Here is a 15,445-nt window from a genome sequence, read left to right on the forward strand (position 1 = left end):
TACGTAGTGGGGGAGATCAGCGTGGGAAAAGTGTATATTGTCGGAGCAGGCCCAGGAGATCCAGAATTAATCACAATAAAAGCGATGAAGGCGATTCAGAAGGCGGATGTGATTTTATATGACAGGCTTGTCAACAAAGAGCTCCTTGCTTATGCAAAAAAAGAAGCGGATCTCATTTATTGCGGCAAATTGCCAAATTACCATACGATGCGCCAAGAGACGATCAATAAGTTTTTAGTGAAGTATGCCCAGGCAGGCAAAATCGTAACGCGGTTAAAAGGAGGCGACCCCTATCTGTTTGGCAGAGGGGGGGAGGAAGCGGAAGTATTGGTGCAAAAACGAATTCCTTTTGAAGTGATCCCCGGGGTTACGGCTGCTTCCGCCGCTTCCGCCTATGCTGGCATCCCGCTTACGCATCGCAACATCAGCGCTTCGTGTGCATTTATTACCGGACATAGAGCAGGGGATTGGACAATTAAAGAGGAAACGATTCGTTTAATGAAAGCAGCGGACACCGTTGCCGTCTATATGGGTGTGAAAAATATTGCGGAAATCCAAGACATGATTATACGAAGCGGGAAGGATCAAAATACGCCTGTTGCCTTTATTGAATGGGCGACTACGGAAGAACAACGCACAGTAACGACAACCGTGAAGGAAATGGCGAAATCGGCAGAAGAAAATTGTATTTCCAATCCATGCATGATTATTATCGGCGAAGTCGTTCGTTTTCATGACCAGTTGAACTGGTTTGAGAAGCAGATGAGCAACATCGATTTTACAACAGGGGTTTCGTTATGAAAAAAGGGGTTCTGTATATCTTTCACGGCAGTCGGTTGCGAGATTCTAGAGAAGAGGCGATTCATTTTTTCAATGAAGTGAAGGCGAGCCTGCCATACGAGATTCAAGAAATCTCTTTCCTTGAGCTTGCAAAGCCTACCATTGAGGAAGGATTTGCATCCTGTTTCGCAAAAGGAGCTGCTCATATTGCGGTAATTCCAGTGCTGTTATTAGCTGCCGGTCATGCCAAACAAGATATACCAGCTATTCTTTCGACATTGCAGACAAATTATCCGGAAGCAATGATCTCCTATGGCATGCCTTTTGGCGTTGATGAATTGATGCTAGAGGCAGTGGAAGACAGAATTAAACGCGTTTTGAATAGACCGAAAAAGTCTAGAATGATTTTGATCGGTCGAGGAAGCCGGGATGTAGAAATGCAGCAAGATTTTTTAACGATTGGCCGCATGCTTGAAGAGCGATTGGAAGTACCGGTGACGTGCTGCTATTTAACCGCAGCTTCTCCTCTTTTTCAAGATGTTGTTCAATCCGTTCCAAAAATTACGGAAGAAGAAATAATTTTTGTGCCTTATTTATTGTTTACAGGTCTATTGTTAAAAGGAGTTCAAGAGGAAATCGAGCAATTGCAAAGGGCAACAAATAAAAAGATTATGTTAACTGATCATATCGGAAACCATTCAGCTGTTAAAGAGCTGCTTCGCGTCAGAGTTGAAGAGGCGTTTGCAGCAAGAGCAGAGAATAAATATTTGAAAAAGGAAACCGTGTTATGAATGGTTTCCTTTTTCTCTGTACTGAAATGAGGCGTACATAATTTTTCAAGATTAGAACTAGTGAAGGCGACATTCCAGATGATCAACGTTGTTAATGGAGTAAGAGTTTCATAAAAGAAGCTTATAAAAGCAGAAGGAGAAGCAGAAAAAACGTCTATTGTTTTTTCAACTTCAGCACGAGCTCTTCATCAGGCGTCACATAGACCGTTTGCTGATTTTCATATATGACAAACCCAGGCTTGGCGCCATTCGGTTTTTTTACATAGCGCACTTTTGTATAATCGACAGGTACGGAGCTTGATTGGCGCGCTTTGCTGAAATAAGCTGCCAGATTCGCTGCCTCTAAAATGGTCTGTTCAGACGGATCTTTTTTCCGGATGACAACATGGGAGCCCGGTATGTCCTTTGTATGAAGCCAAATATCGTCTCTAGCAGCAACCCGGTTCGTCAAGTATTCGTTTTGCTTGTTGTTTTTGCCGACTAATATTTCAGCTCCGTCGCTGGACAGATAAGCTTCTAAAACAGGTTTAGCATTTTTTTTCTTCTGGATGTTCGCTCTTTTTTTCAAATATCCCCCTTCAATCAATTCTTCTCGAATTTCCTCTAAGTCTTTAGGAGAAGCTGTTTCAAGCTGCTGGAGAAGCCGGTCAAAATATTCGATTTCTTGTTCTGCTTTTTCGATTTGCGATTTGACAACTAAAACGGAATTTTTGGCTTTTTGATATTTTTGGAAATAACTTTGGGCGTTTTCAGAAGGAGTTTTCAAAGGATCAAGCGGAATTTTGATCTTTTGTCCATCCTCGTCATAATAGTTGATAACTTCGACTTCTTTATCCCCTTTTTTCACTGCATGCATGTTCGCTGTCAATAGTTCGCCGTAAAGCTGTAGCGTATTTGCTTTTTCAGCCTCTTTGAGCGTGTGTTTTAGCTTTTGGATTTTCGTTTCATTCTTTTTTCGCTCGTTGATGATGAAGCGTTCTAAATCCTGCCCTTGCTGCTTCACTCGATCGCGTTCCGCTTTCGAGTAAAAATATCGGTCTAGCAATTCGCTTATGGTAGAAAATGTTTTCCTTTCTCCTTTTACATGCTCTAAAGGCAAAATATAAAAATATTCTTTATTTAAAGTTTTTGTCATTTGCGGAACAATGCTTCCGCTTTTTATTTGATTTAAAACGGACATAAGCGTTCTGGCAACCGATTCCTTATTGGCGATTCCAGAGCGGTAGACGATTTCTTTTGCCAACAGAGGCGAGATGCCAGCAAATTGGTCGACAATTTGTTTTTCAAATTTTCCTGAAAACAGATCAATTTTTTTCAAAACCGTTTCTTCTGAAGCATGAAAAGGATTCAATTTGCCTTGGTCTGGAGGAAAAACATATGCGTGTCCGGGCAAAACAGAGCGATGGCGATTGACTGCAGCTGATACATGTTTGATGCTGTCAATGATCATCTTCTTTTCTTGATCGACTAAGATGATGTTGCTATGTTTTCCCATGATCTCGACAAATAATTGTTTCCTGGTGATATCCCCTAATTCATTGCGGGATCTCATTTGCAGCATGACGATTCGATCAAGTCCGACCTGGCTGATTTCCTCAATGATGCTTCCTTCCAAATGCTTTCTTAAAACCATACAGAACATCGGCGGTTCTTGCGGATTATCATAGTTGGAGGCTGTAAGATGAATGCGCGCAAAATTGGGATGATTGGATATAAGCAGACGATAATTTTTACCTTTCTGACGAATTTGCAAGATAAGATCGTGCTTAGAAGGCTGATGAATTTTTGTGATTTTTCCACCTTCAAGCTCTTGTTTCAATTCTCTTTGAACACAATATGTAAAAATGCCGTCAAAAGACATATTTGCTCACCCTTTTTCCATGAAGTCCAAGAAAAAACTTACTAAATTATAACATGTTTTAGGACAAGGCTGAATATGTTGTTCTTAGAGCGTGTATCAAAAGGTGAAAAGGGGTGAAACAGAAATTCATGAAATGGCATGAATTGACAGAACAAGAAGCAATTCAATCATTGAATGTCGATATAAAAAAAGGATTATCAGAAAAAGAAGCAGAAAACCGCAGAAAAAAATTAGGATACAATGAGCTTGCAGAAGGAAAACGGCAATCAAATCTTTTGTTATTTTTCGGCCAGTTTAAAGATTTCATGGTTCTTGTTTTAATTGCGGCAACCGTCATTTCCGGCCTTTTAGGAGAGTATATTGATGCAGTTGCCATTATTGCGATTGTGATTTTGAACGGAGTTCTTGGATTTATTCAAGAGAAAAAGGCAGAGAAGTCTCTTGCTGCATTAAAAGAACTGTCAAGTCCGCAGACTACTGTATTGCGCAGCGGGAAGTGGGTGAAGATCCCTTCGAGAGAAATTGTCGTAGGGGACTGCATTAAATTTAAAAGCGGCGATCGAATCGGAGCTGATGTGCGTCTCATTCAGGTATCAAGCCTTGAAGTCGAGGAGTCGGCACTAACTGGCGAATCCGTCCCTGTTGGAAAACATACACGCCCATTAAAAGGGAATCAAGGATCCGTTGGCGATATGCAAAATATGGCCTTTATGGGCACGCTTGTAACAAGAGGAAGCGGAGTCGGCGTTGTCGTGGCTACAGGCATGAAAACGGCAATGGGGCAAATTGCAGATTTGCTGCAAACCCAGGAGCAGCAATTGACACCGATGCAGAGAAAATTAGAAGAGCTGGGCAAAGTTTTAATTGTTGTAGCTCTTCTCTTGACGGTATTAGTAGCAGGAATCGGAGTCATGCAAGGACATGCTGTTTATGAAATGTTTTTGGCGGGGGTCTCGCTGGCAGTGGCGGCGATTCCTGAAGGCTTGCCGGCGATTGTTACGGTTGCATTGGCATTGGGCGTCCAGCGGATGATCAAGAAAAATTCAATTGTCCGAAAGCTTCCAGCTGTTGAAACACTCGGATGTGCAACCGTCATTTGTTCAGATAAAACAGGAACAATGACTCAAAACCAAATGACTGTGACAGACATTTGGATAAGCAATAAATCATGGAAGGTAACAGGTGCGGGCTATCAGCCTGCTGGGGAGTTTTTTGAAAACGGAAAAAAAATTGATCCGGCTGCTCATAAACCGTTGAAGCAAATGTTAATGTTTGGAATGCTTGCTTCAACATCTGATATTATTGAAACAAATGGAGAATATTCCCTTGATGGCGACCCGACGGAAGGCGCGTTGATCGTGGCTGGCATGAAAGCGGGGCTGTCAAAATCAAAATTATTGAAGCAATTTCATATTATGCGAGAATTTCCTTTTGACTCCGACCGAAAAATGATGTCCGTCATTGTTCAAGACAAAGACGGAAAATGCTTTGCAGTCGCAAAAGGAGCTCCAGATGTTATATTAGAACGTTCGACACATGTTCTTTGGCACGATAGAAAAGAACGTTTAACGGAGCAGCGAAAAAATGACATTCAAAAGGCGATTTTTCATCAGGCAAACGAAGCATTAAGAACGATAGCAGTTGCATACAAACCGCTTCATACAGGATCTCTACCCCAAGCTGAAGCGGAATCTTCTCTTATTTTCATTGGCATACAAGGAATGATTGACCCGCCAAGACCAGAAGTGAAACAAGCGGTGAAGGAATGCGGTGAAGCAGGCATTAAAACTGTCATGATAACAGGCGATCATGTTATTACCGCACAAGCTATCGCAAAAGAACTAGAAATATTGCCGCCTAACGGTAAAGTAATGGACGGATCATCTTTGTCCAAGCTCACGATTGAAGAATTGGAAGAAGTAGTTGATGATATTTACGTATTTGCCAGAGTTTCTCCGGAGCATAAATTGAAAATTGTGAAAGCATTGCAAAACAAAGGACATATCGTTGCAATGACTGGAGACGGCGTAAATGATGCCCCGGCAATCAAAGCGGCAGACATAGGCATTTCGATGGGAATGAGCGGCACCGATGTGGCAAAAGAAGCTTCCTCTCTTATTCTCGTTGATGATAACTTTGCCACCATTAAAGCAGCGATTCAAGAAGGGCGCAATATTTATGACAATATCAGGAAATTTATTCGCTATTTATTAGCATCAAATGTAGGAGAGATACTAGTTATGTTATTTGCCATGATTTTAGCATTGCCACTGCCGCTTGTTCCGATTCAAATTTTGTGGGTGAATCTTGTAACAGATGGCCTGCCGGCTATGGCGCTTGGCCTTGATCCCGCAGAAGAAGATGTGTTAAAAAGAAAGCCTCGCGATCCGAAAGAAGGGATTTTTTCGAGAGGGCTTGGCTGGAAAATTTTATCTCGCGGTTTTTTAATCGGGCTGTCCACACTACTTGTCTTTTACTTCATTTATGAACGGAATACAGAACAGCTTGCCTACGCGCAAACAGCTGCTTTTGCAACACTTGTTTTGTCGCAATTGATTTTAGTGTTTGATTCAAGAACGGAAAGAACGATTTTTGACCGGAATCCTTTTAACAACATTTATTTGCTGCTGGCAGTCTTTTCATCCATAATCTTAATGCTTGTTGTCATTTATTATGAGCCGCTTCAACCGATTTTCCATACAACGCCTATCATGGCTCGAGATTGGCTGTTTATTTTCGTCATGTCCGCTCTGCCGACATTTTTGCTGGCAGGATCAATTTTAACAAGAAAAAAACGATAAGTTATGTTATAATTTTTTCAGGTGATAGATGCTATTCTATGACCTTTCTTTTTTTCTTTTGTTTTGAAGGCGACGAAAGAACGGATGTGATACAATGGTATTAAGCATGACGGGATTTGGCCGCTCGGTAAAAACGGTGCAGCAGATGCAAATAACAGTTGAGATGAGATCGGTCAATCACCGGTTTTGTGAAATCAGCGTGCGGATGCCTAAAAATTTTTTTTCGCTTGAAGAAAAAATAAAGAAAGCCGTACAATCTTATATAAATCGAGGACGTGTGGAATTGTACATCACGGTCAGCGGAGAGGGTCTTTTTTCCAGAACCCTAAACGTTGACTGGTCCCTTGCCGCTCAATACATAGACGCTTTGAACGAAATGAAACGCCGTTTTCATATAGATGATTCCATTCGTTTCATGCACCTTTTGCATGATGAACATATTTTTGAAATTCAAGAGGTTGCGAATGAAAATGAAGAGCTTGAATGTATGATGTTAGAAGCTGTTCATGAAGCGGCCAATCAACTTCTGGAAATGCGGGCTGCAGAAGGAAGCAAGCTAAAAGAAGACTTGCTGAAGCATTTGGAAGCGTTAGAGCAAATCATAGAACATATTCAATCAAGAGCCAGTATTGTCGCAAGCAACTACAGAGATAAATTGCAAAAGCGTTTATCCGAGTTTATAACAGGGAATATTGATGAGAATAGAATATTGTTGGAAGTGGCAATTTTCGCTGACAAATCGGATATTACGGAAGAATTGACAAGATTAGAAAGCCATTTGAGCCAGTTTCGAAAAACGATCGAAAAAGATGAACCGATAGGGCGGAAGCTTGATTTTATCGTACAAGAGATGAGCCGGGAAGCCAATACGATCGGAGCTAAAGGGAATGATTCGGCCATTTCTGCTTTCGTTGTGGAATTGAAAACTGTTATTGAAAAATTAAAAGAGCAAGTTCAAAATATTGAATAAAGGCTTTTTAGGGGGAAAAATCATGGGAATTAAATTAATTAATATTGGCTTTGGCAACATCGTTTCAGCAAGCCGCATCATTTCCATTGTAAGCCCCGAATCGGCTCCGATAAAGCGGATGATTCAAGATGCAAGAGAACGAGGAATGCTTATTGATGCGACATATGGAAGAAGGACGAGAGCAGTTGTTATAATGGATTCTGACCATATTATATTGTCTGCCGTCCAACCGGAAACAGTTGCTCAAAGGCTTTCCAATAAAGATGAGCTGTCTGATGAAGGGTAGGGTAAAATTGAAATGCAATTAAAGAAAAAAGGTTTGTTAATTGTTTTGTCTGGACCGTCCGGAGTGGGAAAAGGCACTGTTCGCAAAGCGTTGTTTGCACAAAAAGACGTCAATTTTCAATATTCGATCTCAGTGACGACGAGAACCCCACGGGAGGGTGAGAAGGACGGTGTAGATTATTTTTTTAAAACACGCGAACAATTTGAACAGATGATTAAGGAAAACAAACTGCTTGAATGGGCAGAATATGTTGGGAATTATTACGGTACACCCGTTGAATATGTAGAGAAAACACTTGCAGAAGGAAAAGATGTTTTTCTAGAAATTGAAGTTCAAGGGGCTCTTCAAGTTAAAAAGGCATTTCCTGACGGGTTGTTTATATTTTTACTCCCGCCTAGCCTGGAAGAACTGAAAAATCGAATTGTCACGAGAGGAACAGAGTCAGCTGACTTGATCAATAATCGGATGAAAAAAGCAAAAGAAGAAATTGACATGATGGATTATTATGACTATGTTGTTGTTAATGATGAAGTGAATCTTGCCTGTGAAAAAATTAAAGCGATTGTGACTGCTGAACATTGCAGAAGGGAAAGAGTTGCACAAATGTACAAAAAATTTTTGGAGGTTGAGTCTTGATGCTTTATCCATCAATTGATTCCCTATTAAACCGTATCAATTCAAAATATACACTAGTAACTGTAGCAGCAAAAAGAGCGCGGCAAATGCAGCAAAACAATGACCAGCAATTGGAAAACACGGTATCTGTAAAATATGTCGGAAAAGCGCTGGAAGAAATTGATGCAGGGCTGCTTAATTATGAAAAGATTGAGAAATAATAGCTGCTGTCATAACAACCTACTTGATAGGTTGTTATTTTTTTAAAAAGCTGAGAAATAGGAGGAGAACAAAGTGGCACGTCCGAGACGTATTTTATTGTGTGTAACGGGAGGAATAGCGGTTTTCAAGGCTGCAGCTTTGACGAGCAAGCTGACACAGGCGGGTTTTGATGTGAAAGTGATCATGACAGAATCTGCTACGAAATTCGTCACCCCTTTGACGTTTCAAGTACTATCGAGAAATGAAGTGTTTTTAGATACTTTTGATGAAAAAGATGCGAAAGTGATTGCACATATCGATTTAGCCGACTGGGCTGATTTAGTGCTCGTAGCTCCAGCAACTGCCAATATCATTGGGAAACTTGCCTCAGGGATTGCCGATGATATGGTGACAACGACACTGCTTGCGACAACTGCACCGGTTTGGATTGCTCCTGCAATGAATGTACATATGTATGGCCATCCGGCTGTAAAACGCAACATTGAAACCCTTTATCGGGACGGCTATCAGTTTATTGAACCGCAAGAAGGACATCTTGCATGCGGTTACGTTGGCAAAGGCCGCCTGGAAGAGCCGGACAAAATCGTTGAACTCATTCAAAACCATTTTTCCGATCAAACGAAGGTACCTTCCGTCTTGAATCAGAAAACAATTATCATTACTGCGGGGCCGACAAGGGAAAAAATAGATCCTGTCCGGTTTTTCTCCAACCATTCAAGCGGAAAAATGGGCTATGCGATCGCCGAGCAGGCGAAGGAGCTTGGAGCGAGCGTAATTTTAATTTCCGGTCCGACTTCTCTTGCGCCGCCGGCCGGGGTGACATTTGTGCCAGTTGAAAGTGCTGAAGAGATGTATCATGAAGTGATGAACCATTTTGACAAAGCCGACATTGTGATTAAATCTGCCGCAGTTTCTGATTATCGGCCGAAACAAACATTTGATCAAAAAATGAAAAAAAAGGACGGCTCATTAGTCATTGAATTGGAACGTACGGAAGACATTTTAAAAAGACTCGGCGAGAAGAAAGGAACAAAATTGCTGGTAGGATTTGCGGCGGAAACGGAAAATGTTGAACAATATGCGCTGCATAAGCTGAATGAAAAGAACTTGGATTTAATTGTCGCCAACAATGTAAATGAACCAGGAGCAGGATTTCAAAAGGATACAAATATAGTGACGATTTTTCATAGAAACGGAGAAAAGAAGGCGTATCCGCTTATGTCTAAAAAAGAAGTGGCAAATGCAATTTTAAGAGAAATTGAAAAGCTTTTGAAAGGTGAATAGATAATGCGGTATGCAAGCGTTGTTGTGGATGTCCCGGCAAAAGGCACGGACAAGCTATTTGACTACGAAATTCCAAATAAATTCGCTGGCGTAATCCAGCCTGGCATGAGGGTCATCGTTCCTTTCGGCTCCCGCAAGCTTACTGGATTTGTCGTTCAGTTAAAAAATGAAACAGATATTGACAGTGTGAAACCGATCCATTCGCTTTTTGATCCGGAACCGGTATTAAATCATGAACTGTTAGAGCTTGGCGCATGGCTTAGTGAAACGACTCTTTGCTATAAAATCACCGCTTTTCAGGCAATGCTTCCGGCTGCGATGAAAACGAGGTACATAAAAGAAATCAAGCCATCGAGCTCCGCTCAATTGGAGGATTTGCCTGAAGAGATCAGGACTGCTTTCGAAAAAGGAGGGCCGCTTTCATGGGAGGATTTACCTTCATCGCTTGTCGCCGTCGTTCAAAAGGAAATTCGGAATGGGAATTTGCAAATTGATTATCGTGTCGAACAAAAGCAAAAAAAACGGCTTGTGAAATATGTAAAGCCTCTTTTGCCGGTTCGTGAGCTTGAAGAACAGCTTCAGCATTTGCCAGCTCGCGCCCATAAACAGAAAGAGGTTATTCAATTTTTTATTGATCATCCTAATCCGATTTTATTAACGGAGTTGACGAACAGCATACAAGGAGCTTCAATTGCCGTCAAAGCGTTAATTAAAAAAGGTATTTTGTCAGAGGAGCAAGTAGAAATTTACAGAGATCCTTATGAGCATAAACAGTTTCCGAGAACGAAGCCTTTACCGTTAACTGACGAACAAAAACGTGCAATGGAGCCGATTTTAGACAAGCTGAATCGACACGAGCACGAAGTATTTTTAATGTATGGGGTCACGGGAAGCGGCAAAACGGAAATTTATTTGCAAGCGATCGAGAAGGTATTGAATGAAGGAAAAGAAGCGATCGTGCTAGTACCTGAAATATCGTTGACTCCTCAAATGGTTCAGCGGTTTAAAAGCAGATTTGGCAGCCAGGTTGCTGTTCTTCATAGCGGGTTGTCCAGCGGGGAAAAGTTCGATGAATGGCGGAAAATTTACCGGAAAGAAGCGAAGCTTGTCGTCGGGGCGAGATCAGCAATTTTTGCCCCGTTTCAAAATATCGGCATCATTATTATTGATGAAGAGCATGAAACTAGCTATAAACAGGAGGAAAGTCCTCGGTATCATGCAAGGGACGTTGCCATTTACAGAGGGAAATATCATCAATGTCCAGTCATTTTAGGAAGCGCCACTCCGACGCTTGAATCATTTGCGAGAGCACAAAAAGGCGTTTATACGTTGTTAACTTTAAAAGAACGCGTCAACCGCCGTCCTCTGCCGGAAGTCCATATTGTCGACATGCGGGAGGAGCTTAGAAACGGCAACCGATCGATGTTTTCAAGAACGTTGTTTGAAAAGCTGACAGATCGCTTGAAGAAAGGAGAGCAATCTGTACTTTTATTAAACAAGCGCGGCTATTCTTCCTTCGTCATGTGCAGAAATTGCGGACATGTCATAGGATGTCCTCATTGCGATATTTCCCTTACTTATCATCGGCATGGGGAAAAGCTAAAATGCCACTATTGCCAATTCGAAACAGCCATGCCGTCGCGATGCCCAGAATGTGGAAGCGAGCATATCCGCTTTTTCGGAACAGGAACTCAGCGTATCGAGGAAGAGCTCAACAGGCTTATCCCGGAAGCGCGTGTCATACGGATGGATGTCGACACGACCAGCCGTAAAGGAATGCATGAAAAGCTTTTAAACGCATTCGGCGAAAAAAAAGCAGACATCCTGCTTGGAACACAAATGATTGCAAAAGGATTGGACTTCCCTGATGTCACATTGGTCGGAGTGCTTTCGGCTGACACGATGCTCCATCTTCCTGATTTCCGGTCTGGAGAAAAAACGTTTCAATTATTAACGCAAGTAAGCGGAAGAGCAGGCCGGCATGAGCTTCCGGGGGAAGTGGTGATTCAAACTTATACGCCTGAGCATTACTCCATTCAATTGGCAAGCTTGCATGATTTTGAAACATTTTATCGACAGGAAATGAAAATGAGAAAATCTTTTGCCTATCCGCCCTATTATTTTCTCATTCTCATTACCGTTTCCCATCCAAATGCGATAAAAGCAGCTGAAGTAACGGAGAAAATTGGACAATATTTAAAGCTTCATTTATCAAATGAGGCGCAGATCCTCGGTCCTGTCAGTTCGCCAATACCGAAGATGAAAGATAGATATCGATTTCAATGCATGATAAAATACAAACGGGAAAAAAACTTGTATAAAACACTGAAATTATTGTTCGAGCATTATGAAGAGGACATGTCGCAAACGGATTTAAAATTGATGATTGATCTAAATCCGTATACCATTCTATAAATTGGTTATGTAAATTGTTAGCATCATATCTAGTTTTTAGATGTCGATGAGTTGGAAACAATAGAAGGGAGATATGTATGGCGAAAATTATATTTATGGGCACGCCTGACTTTGCTGTACCAGTGCTAAATCGAATCGTAAAAGACGGTCATGACGTTTGTGCGGTTGTCACACAGCCAGACCGCCCGAAAGGAAGAAAAAAACAATTGACGCCTCCGCCTGTAAAAGTGGCTGCAGAACAACATAACATTCCAGTGTTTCAACCTGAAAAAATCCGTCACAAAGAAGAAATAGAAAAAATTTTGGCGTTAAAACCCGACTTAATTGTAACGGCTGCTTTTGGTCAAATTTTGCCAAAAGAGATTTTGGACGCACCGAAATATGGCTGTATAAATGTGCATGCTTCTCTTTTGCCTGAGCTGCGAGGCGGAGCACCCATTCATTATGCCATCATGCAAGGCAAAAAGAAGACGGGAGTTACGATCATGTATATGGTGGAAAAACTGGATGCCGGAGATATTTTAACACAAGTCGAAGTTCCAATTGATGAAAGGGATACGGTTGCTACATTGCACGACAAATTGAGCGAAGCAGGCGCCAATCTTTTATCACAAACGATACCGAAAATTTTAGAAAACAGTATAACTCCAATTCCGCAAGATGAAACGAAAGCCACATTTGCCTGGAATATTCAAAGGGAACAGGAAAAAATCGATTGGACGAAAAGCGGTGAAGAGGTGTACAACCACATTCGCGGGTTAAATCCTTGGCCAGTTGCCTACACGGTTTTGAACGGAAAGACGATTAAAATTTGGTGGGGAGAAAAAGTGAAGAAAGAACACCAAGCAGAGCCTGGAACAATTGTTTCCGTCGACAAGGACGGTTTCGTTGTTGCAACAGGAAATGACGTTTCCATTAAAATTATTGAGCTTCAGCCGTCCGGAAAGAAAAAAATGAGCTGCGAGCAATTTTTAAGAGGAACGCAAATTGAAATAGGGATGACATTCGAATGAAAAAACGAAATGCAAGAGAACTAGCAATGGATTTACTAGTGGCCATCGAAGAAAAACAAGCATACAGCAACCTGCTGCTAAATACATGGATTGATAAATATAAATTGGAGCAAAAAGATGCTGCTTTATTGACAGAGCTTGTCTACGGAACCATCCAGCGGAAGCTGACTCTTGATTACTATTTATCGCATTTTCTAGAGAAAAAGAAAAAAATTAGCAATTGGGTGATCCAGCTTTTAAGAATATCGCTTTATCAAATGGTGTATTTAGATCGGATTCCTGACCGCGCGGTTCTTTATGAGGCAGTGGAAATCGCCAAAAAGAGAGGACATAAAGGGATTGCGGCTCTAGTAAACGGTGTTTTGCGAAATATACAACGAAAAGGCCTCCCTACCATTAAAGATATACAAGATCCGATTGAGCGTACAGCGGTAAAGACAAGCGCTCCGAAATGGCTTGTCGAACGGCTTGCGAGTCAATACGGGTTTGAGACTGCGGAAAATATATTATCCTCGCAGCTTTTGCATGCTAAACAGACAGCTAGAGTGAACAAGCTGAAAACGACAGTTCCTCAGGCGATCGCTGCTTTGGAAAAAGAAGGAATAAAGGCGGTAAAGGGAAAGCTGGTTGATGAGGCCATCGAAGCTGTAAAAGGAAATTTAGCGAATACGAGCCTCTATCAAAAAGGTTGGTTCACCATTCAAGATGAAAGCTCGATGCTCGTCTCGCTAGCTTTACATGTAAAAGAAGGAGAGCAAATTTTGGATGCATGTGCAGCTCCGGGAGGGAAGTCAACTCATATTGCAGAGCTTTTGAATAATACGGGTAAAGTCGTCTCCCTAGATTTGCACGAGCATAAAATCCAGCTCATCGAAAAGCAAGCATCAAGGCTTGGGCTCTTGAATGTAAACGCAAAAGTGCTGGACAGCCGCAACGCCTCGGAGCATTTTCCGCCAAACAGCTTCGATAAAATTTTAGTGGATGCACCGTGCAGCGGATTCGGTGTCATAAGAAAAAAACCGGAAATTAAATATACGAAAACAGAAGAAGATATTCTTTCTTTAACATCAGTGCAAAAAAAGATATTAGCTTCCGTAGCTGATTTGGTGAAGCCTGGAGGTTTGCTTGTTTATAGCACTTGCACAATAGATAAACAAGAAAATGAGGAGATGATAAAATATTTTTTAAAGGAGCATGATGACTTTCAATTAGATGAGACGTTAAAAGATCGAATGCCGGAAAAAGTTCGACAATACGTCGAAAACGGCTTTGTGCAAATTTTGCCGCAATATTTCAATACCGACGGATTTTTTATCGCGGCTTTGAGAAGGAAGGTACAATGATGGACAAGATGCAAGTAAAACCATCTATTTATTCGTTAAAATATTCCGATTTAAAAGAATGGCTTGAACAACAAGGCGAAAAAAGCTTTCGAGCAGCACAAATTTTTGAATGGCTGTATAAAAAACACGTTGCCTCTTTCGATAAAATGACCAATTTGCCAAAGTCATTGAAGGAAGCATTGGCGGAGCATTTCGATTTGACAACATTGAAAACAATTGTTAAGCAAACGTCAAAAGACGGCACGATGAAATTTTTGTTTGAGCTCCATGACGGCTATTCCATTGAAACGGTGTTAATGAGGCATAATTACGGAAACTCAGTATGTGTGACAACACAAGTTGGCTGCCGAATCGGGTGCACCTTTTGCGCTTCCACATTAGGTGGATTAAAAAGAAATTTATCTGCGGGGGAAATTGTAGCTCAAGTCATAAAAGTGCAGCAAATTTTAGATGAAATCGGCGAACGAGTTAGCCATGTCGTCATAATGGGGATTGGAGAGCCTTTTGACAACTATGAAGAAATGATGTCATTTTTAAAAATCATCAACGACGAAAAAGGATTGAACATTGGCGCCCGCCACATTACTGTTTCAACTAGCGGAATTATCCCTAAAATTTATCAATTTGCTGATGAAAATTTACAAATCAATTTAGCTATTTCCCTCCATGCACCGAATACAGAACTGCGCACAAAGCTAATGCCGATCAATAAAGCTTTTAAGCTTCCTGATTTAATGAAGGCAGTCAAATATTATATTGACAAAACAGGGCGGCGAATTTCATTTGAATACGGACTGTTTGGAGGCGTAAATGATCAAGTGGAGCACGCACTCGAGCTTGCTGAGCTAATAAAAGATTTAAAATGCCACGTGAATTTAATTCCAGTCAACTATGTTCCGGAGCGGAATTATGTTCGCACGAGCAAAAATCAAATTTTTCGATTTGAACGGACATTAAAGGAACAAGGGATTAATGTCACGATCCGAAGAGAACATGGACACGATATTGATGCAGCTTGCGGACAGTTAAGGGCAAAAGAGCGAAAAATAGAGACGAGGTGAATA

Annotated in this window: 13 protein-coding genes; 12 read left to right on the top strand and 1 reads right to left on the bottom strand. The window is 41.3% G+C overall.

Annotated features, from left to right (window positions below; all coding sequences use genetic code 11):
• Window positions 1-21 precede the first annotated feature (21 nt).
• Window positions 22-801: a uroporphyrinogen-III C-methyltransferase gene (gene cobA, locus NSQ61_RS04470; RefSeq protein WP_066246567.1), complete on the top strand. Its 780-nt coding sequence runs from the start codon at window positions 22-24 to the stop codon at window positions 799-801.
• On the top strand, window positions 798-1,571 hold the full coding sequence (locus tag NSQ61_RS04475) for a sirohydrochlorin chelatase (protein ID WP_340806107.1): 774 nt from the start codon (window positions 798-800) through the stop codon (window positions 1,569-1,571). The genes cobA and NSQ61_RS04475 overlap by 4 nt, the downstream gene beginning before the upstream one ends.
• A gap of 154 nt (window positions 1,572-1,725) precedes the next feature.
• Here NSQ61_RS04475 and NSQ61_RS04480 read toward each other — a convergent pair whose 3' ends face one another.
• Window positions 1,726-3,432 (bottom strand): Rqc2 family fibronectin-binding protein, encoded by a 1,707-nt coding sequence (locus NSQ61_RS04480; protein ID WP_063388458.1) that lies wholly within the window; start codon window positions 3,430-3,432, stop codon window positions 1,726-1,728.
• Between the two features lie 128 nt (window positions 3,433-3,560).
• Between NSQ61_RS04480 and NSQ61_RS04485 the strand changes: the two genes are divergently transcribed.
• The 10 genes from NSQ61_RS04485 (at window position 3,561) to rlmN (ending at window position 15,442) form a co-directional block, all read left to right on the top strand.
• Window positions 3,561-6,233 (top strand): calcium-translocating P-type ATPase, SERCA-type, encoded by a 2,673-nt coding sequence (locus tag NSQ61_RS04485; protein WP_144597732.1) that lies wholly within the window; start codon window positions 3,561-3,563, stop codon window positions 6,231-6,233.
• A gap of 94 nt (window positions 6,234-6,327) precedes the next feature.
• Window positions 6,328-7,203 (top strand): YicC/YloC family endoribonuclease, encoded by an 876-nt coding sequence (locus NSQ61_RS04490; protein WP_063388457.1) that lies wholly within the window; start codon window positions 6,328-6,330, stop codon window positions 7,201-7,203.
• Between the two features lie 22 nt (window positions 7,204-7,225).
• Entirely contained in the window at window positions 7,226-7,489 is a 264-nt protein-coding gene (gene remA / locus NSQ61_RS04495) for an extracellular matrix/biofilm regulator RemA (RefSeq protein ID WP_063388456.1), read from the top strand.
• Between the two features lie 12 nt (window positions 7,490-7,501).
• Window positions 7,502-8,125, top strand: coding sequence for a guanylate kinase (gmk, locus tag NSQ61_RS04500; protein WP_063388455.1), 624 nt, complete (start codon window positions 7,502-7,504; stop codon window positions 8,123-8,125).
• Complete coding sequence (gene rpoZ / locus NSQ61_RS04505; RefSeq protein ID WP_063388646.1) at window positions 8,125-8,325, top strand: DNA-directed RNA polymerase subunit omega; 201 nt, start codon at window positions 8,125-8,127, stop codon at window positions 8,323-8,325. The genes gmk and rpoZ overlap by 1 nt, the downstream gene beginning before the upstream one ends.
• 73 nt (window positions 8,326-8,398) lie before the next feature.
• On the top strand, window positions 8,399-9,610 hold the full coding sequence (gene coaBC / locus NSQ61_RS04510) for a bifunctional phosphopantothenoylcysteine decarboxylase/phosphopantothenate--cysteine ligase CoaBC (protein ID WP_130158138.1): 1,212 nt from the start codon (window positions 8,399-8,401) through the stop codon (window positions 9,608-9,610).
• A 3-nt stretch (window positions 9,611-9,613) separates the two neighbouring features.
• Complete coding sequence (priA, locus tag NSQ61_RS04515; protein ID WP_340806111.1) at window positions 9,614-12,025, top strand: primosomal protein N'; 2,412 nt, start codon at window positions 9,614-9,616, stop codon at window positions 12,023-12,025.
• Window positions 12,026-12,102: 77 nt separating this feature from the next.
• The gene (fmt, locus tag NSQ61_RS04520) at window positions 12,103-13,038 is read left to right on the top strand and encodes a methionyl-tRNA formyltransferase (protein ID WP_063388452.1); all 936 of its coding nucleotides are present in this window, start codon (window positions 12,103-12,105) and stop codon (window positions 13,036-13,038) included.
• Complete coding sequence (gene rsmB, locus NSQ61_RS04525) at window positions 13,035-14,381, top strand: 16S rRNA (cytosine(967)-C(5))-methyltransferase RsmB (RefSeq protein WP_066246553.1); 1,347 nt, start codon at window positions 13,035-13,037, stop codon at window positions 14,379-14,381. The genes fmt and rsmB overlap by 4 nt, the downstream gene beginning before the upstream one ends.
• Window positions 14,381-15,442, top strand: a complete 1,062-nt coding sequence (gene rlmN / locus NSQ61_RS04530; protein ID WP_340806114.1) for a 23S rRNA (adenine(2503)-C(2))-methyltransferase RlmN — start codon at window positions 14,381-14,383, stop codon at window positions 15,440-15,442. Before rsmB ends, rlmN begins: the two co-directional genes overlap by 1 nt.
• Window positions 15,443-15,445 lie beyond the last annotated feature (3 nt).

This window comes from Aeribacillus sp. FSL K6-1121, assembly GCF_038003725.1.
Taxonomy (GTDB): domain Bacteria; phylum Bacillota; class Bacilli; order Bacillales; family Aeribacillaceae; genus Aeribacillus; species Aeribacillus composti.

Excerpts from the sequence above, each read along its gene's own strand:
- gmk (WP_063388455.1), top strand. The coding sequence starts at position 7,502 with ATGCAATTAAAGAAAAAAGGTTTGTTAATTGTTTTGTCTGGACCGTCC.
- NSQ61_RS04490 (WP_063388457.1), top strand. The coding sequence starts at position 6,328 with ATGGTATTAAGCATGACGGGATTTGGCCGCTCGGTAAAAACGGTGCAG.
- priA (WP_340806111.1), top strand. The coding sequence starts at position 9,614 with ATGCGGTATGCAAGCGTTGTTGTGGATGTCCCGGCAAAAGGCACGGAC.
- rpoZ (WP_063388646.1), top strand. The coding sequence starts at position 8,125 with ATGCTTTATCCATCAATTGATTCCCTATTAAACCGTATCAATTCAAAA.
- fmt (WP_063388452.1), top strand. The coding sequence starts at position 12,103 with ATGGCGAAAATTATATTTATGGGCACGCCTGACTTTGCTGTACCAGTG.
- NSQ61_RS04480 (WP_063388458.1), bottom strand. The coding sequence starts at position 3,432 with ATGTCTTTTGACGGCATTTTTACATATTGTGTTCAAAGAGAATTGAAA.
- NSQ61_RS04485 (WP_144597732.1), top strand. The coding sequence starts at position 3,561 with ATGAAATGGCATGAATTGACAGAACAAGAAGCAATTCAATCATTGAAT.
- NSQ61_RS04475 (WP_340806107.1), top strand. The coding sequence starts at position 798 with ATGAAAAAAGGGGTTCTGTATATCTTTCACGGCAGTCGGTTGCGAGAT.
- rsmB (WP_066246553.1), top strand. The coding sequence starts at position 13,035 with ATGAAAAAACGAAATGCAAGAGAACTAGCAATGGATTTACTAGTGGCC.
- remA (WP_063388456.1), top strand. The coding sequence starts at position 7,226 with ATGGGAATTAAATTAATTAATATTGGCTTTGGCAACATCGTTTCAGCA.
- rlmN (WP_340806114.1), top strand. The coding sequence starts at position 14,381 with ATGGACAAGATGCAAGTAAAACCATCTATTTATTCGTTAAAATATTCC.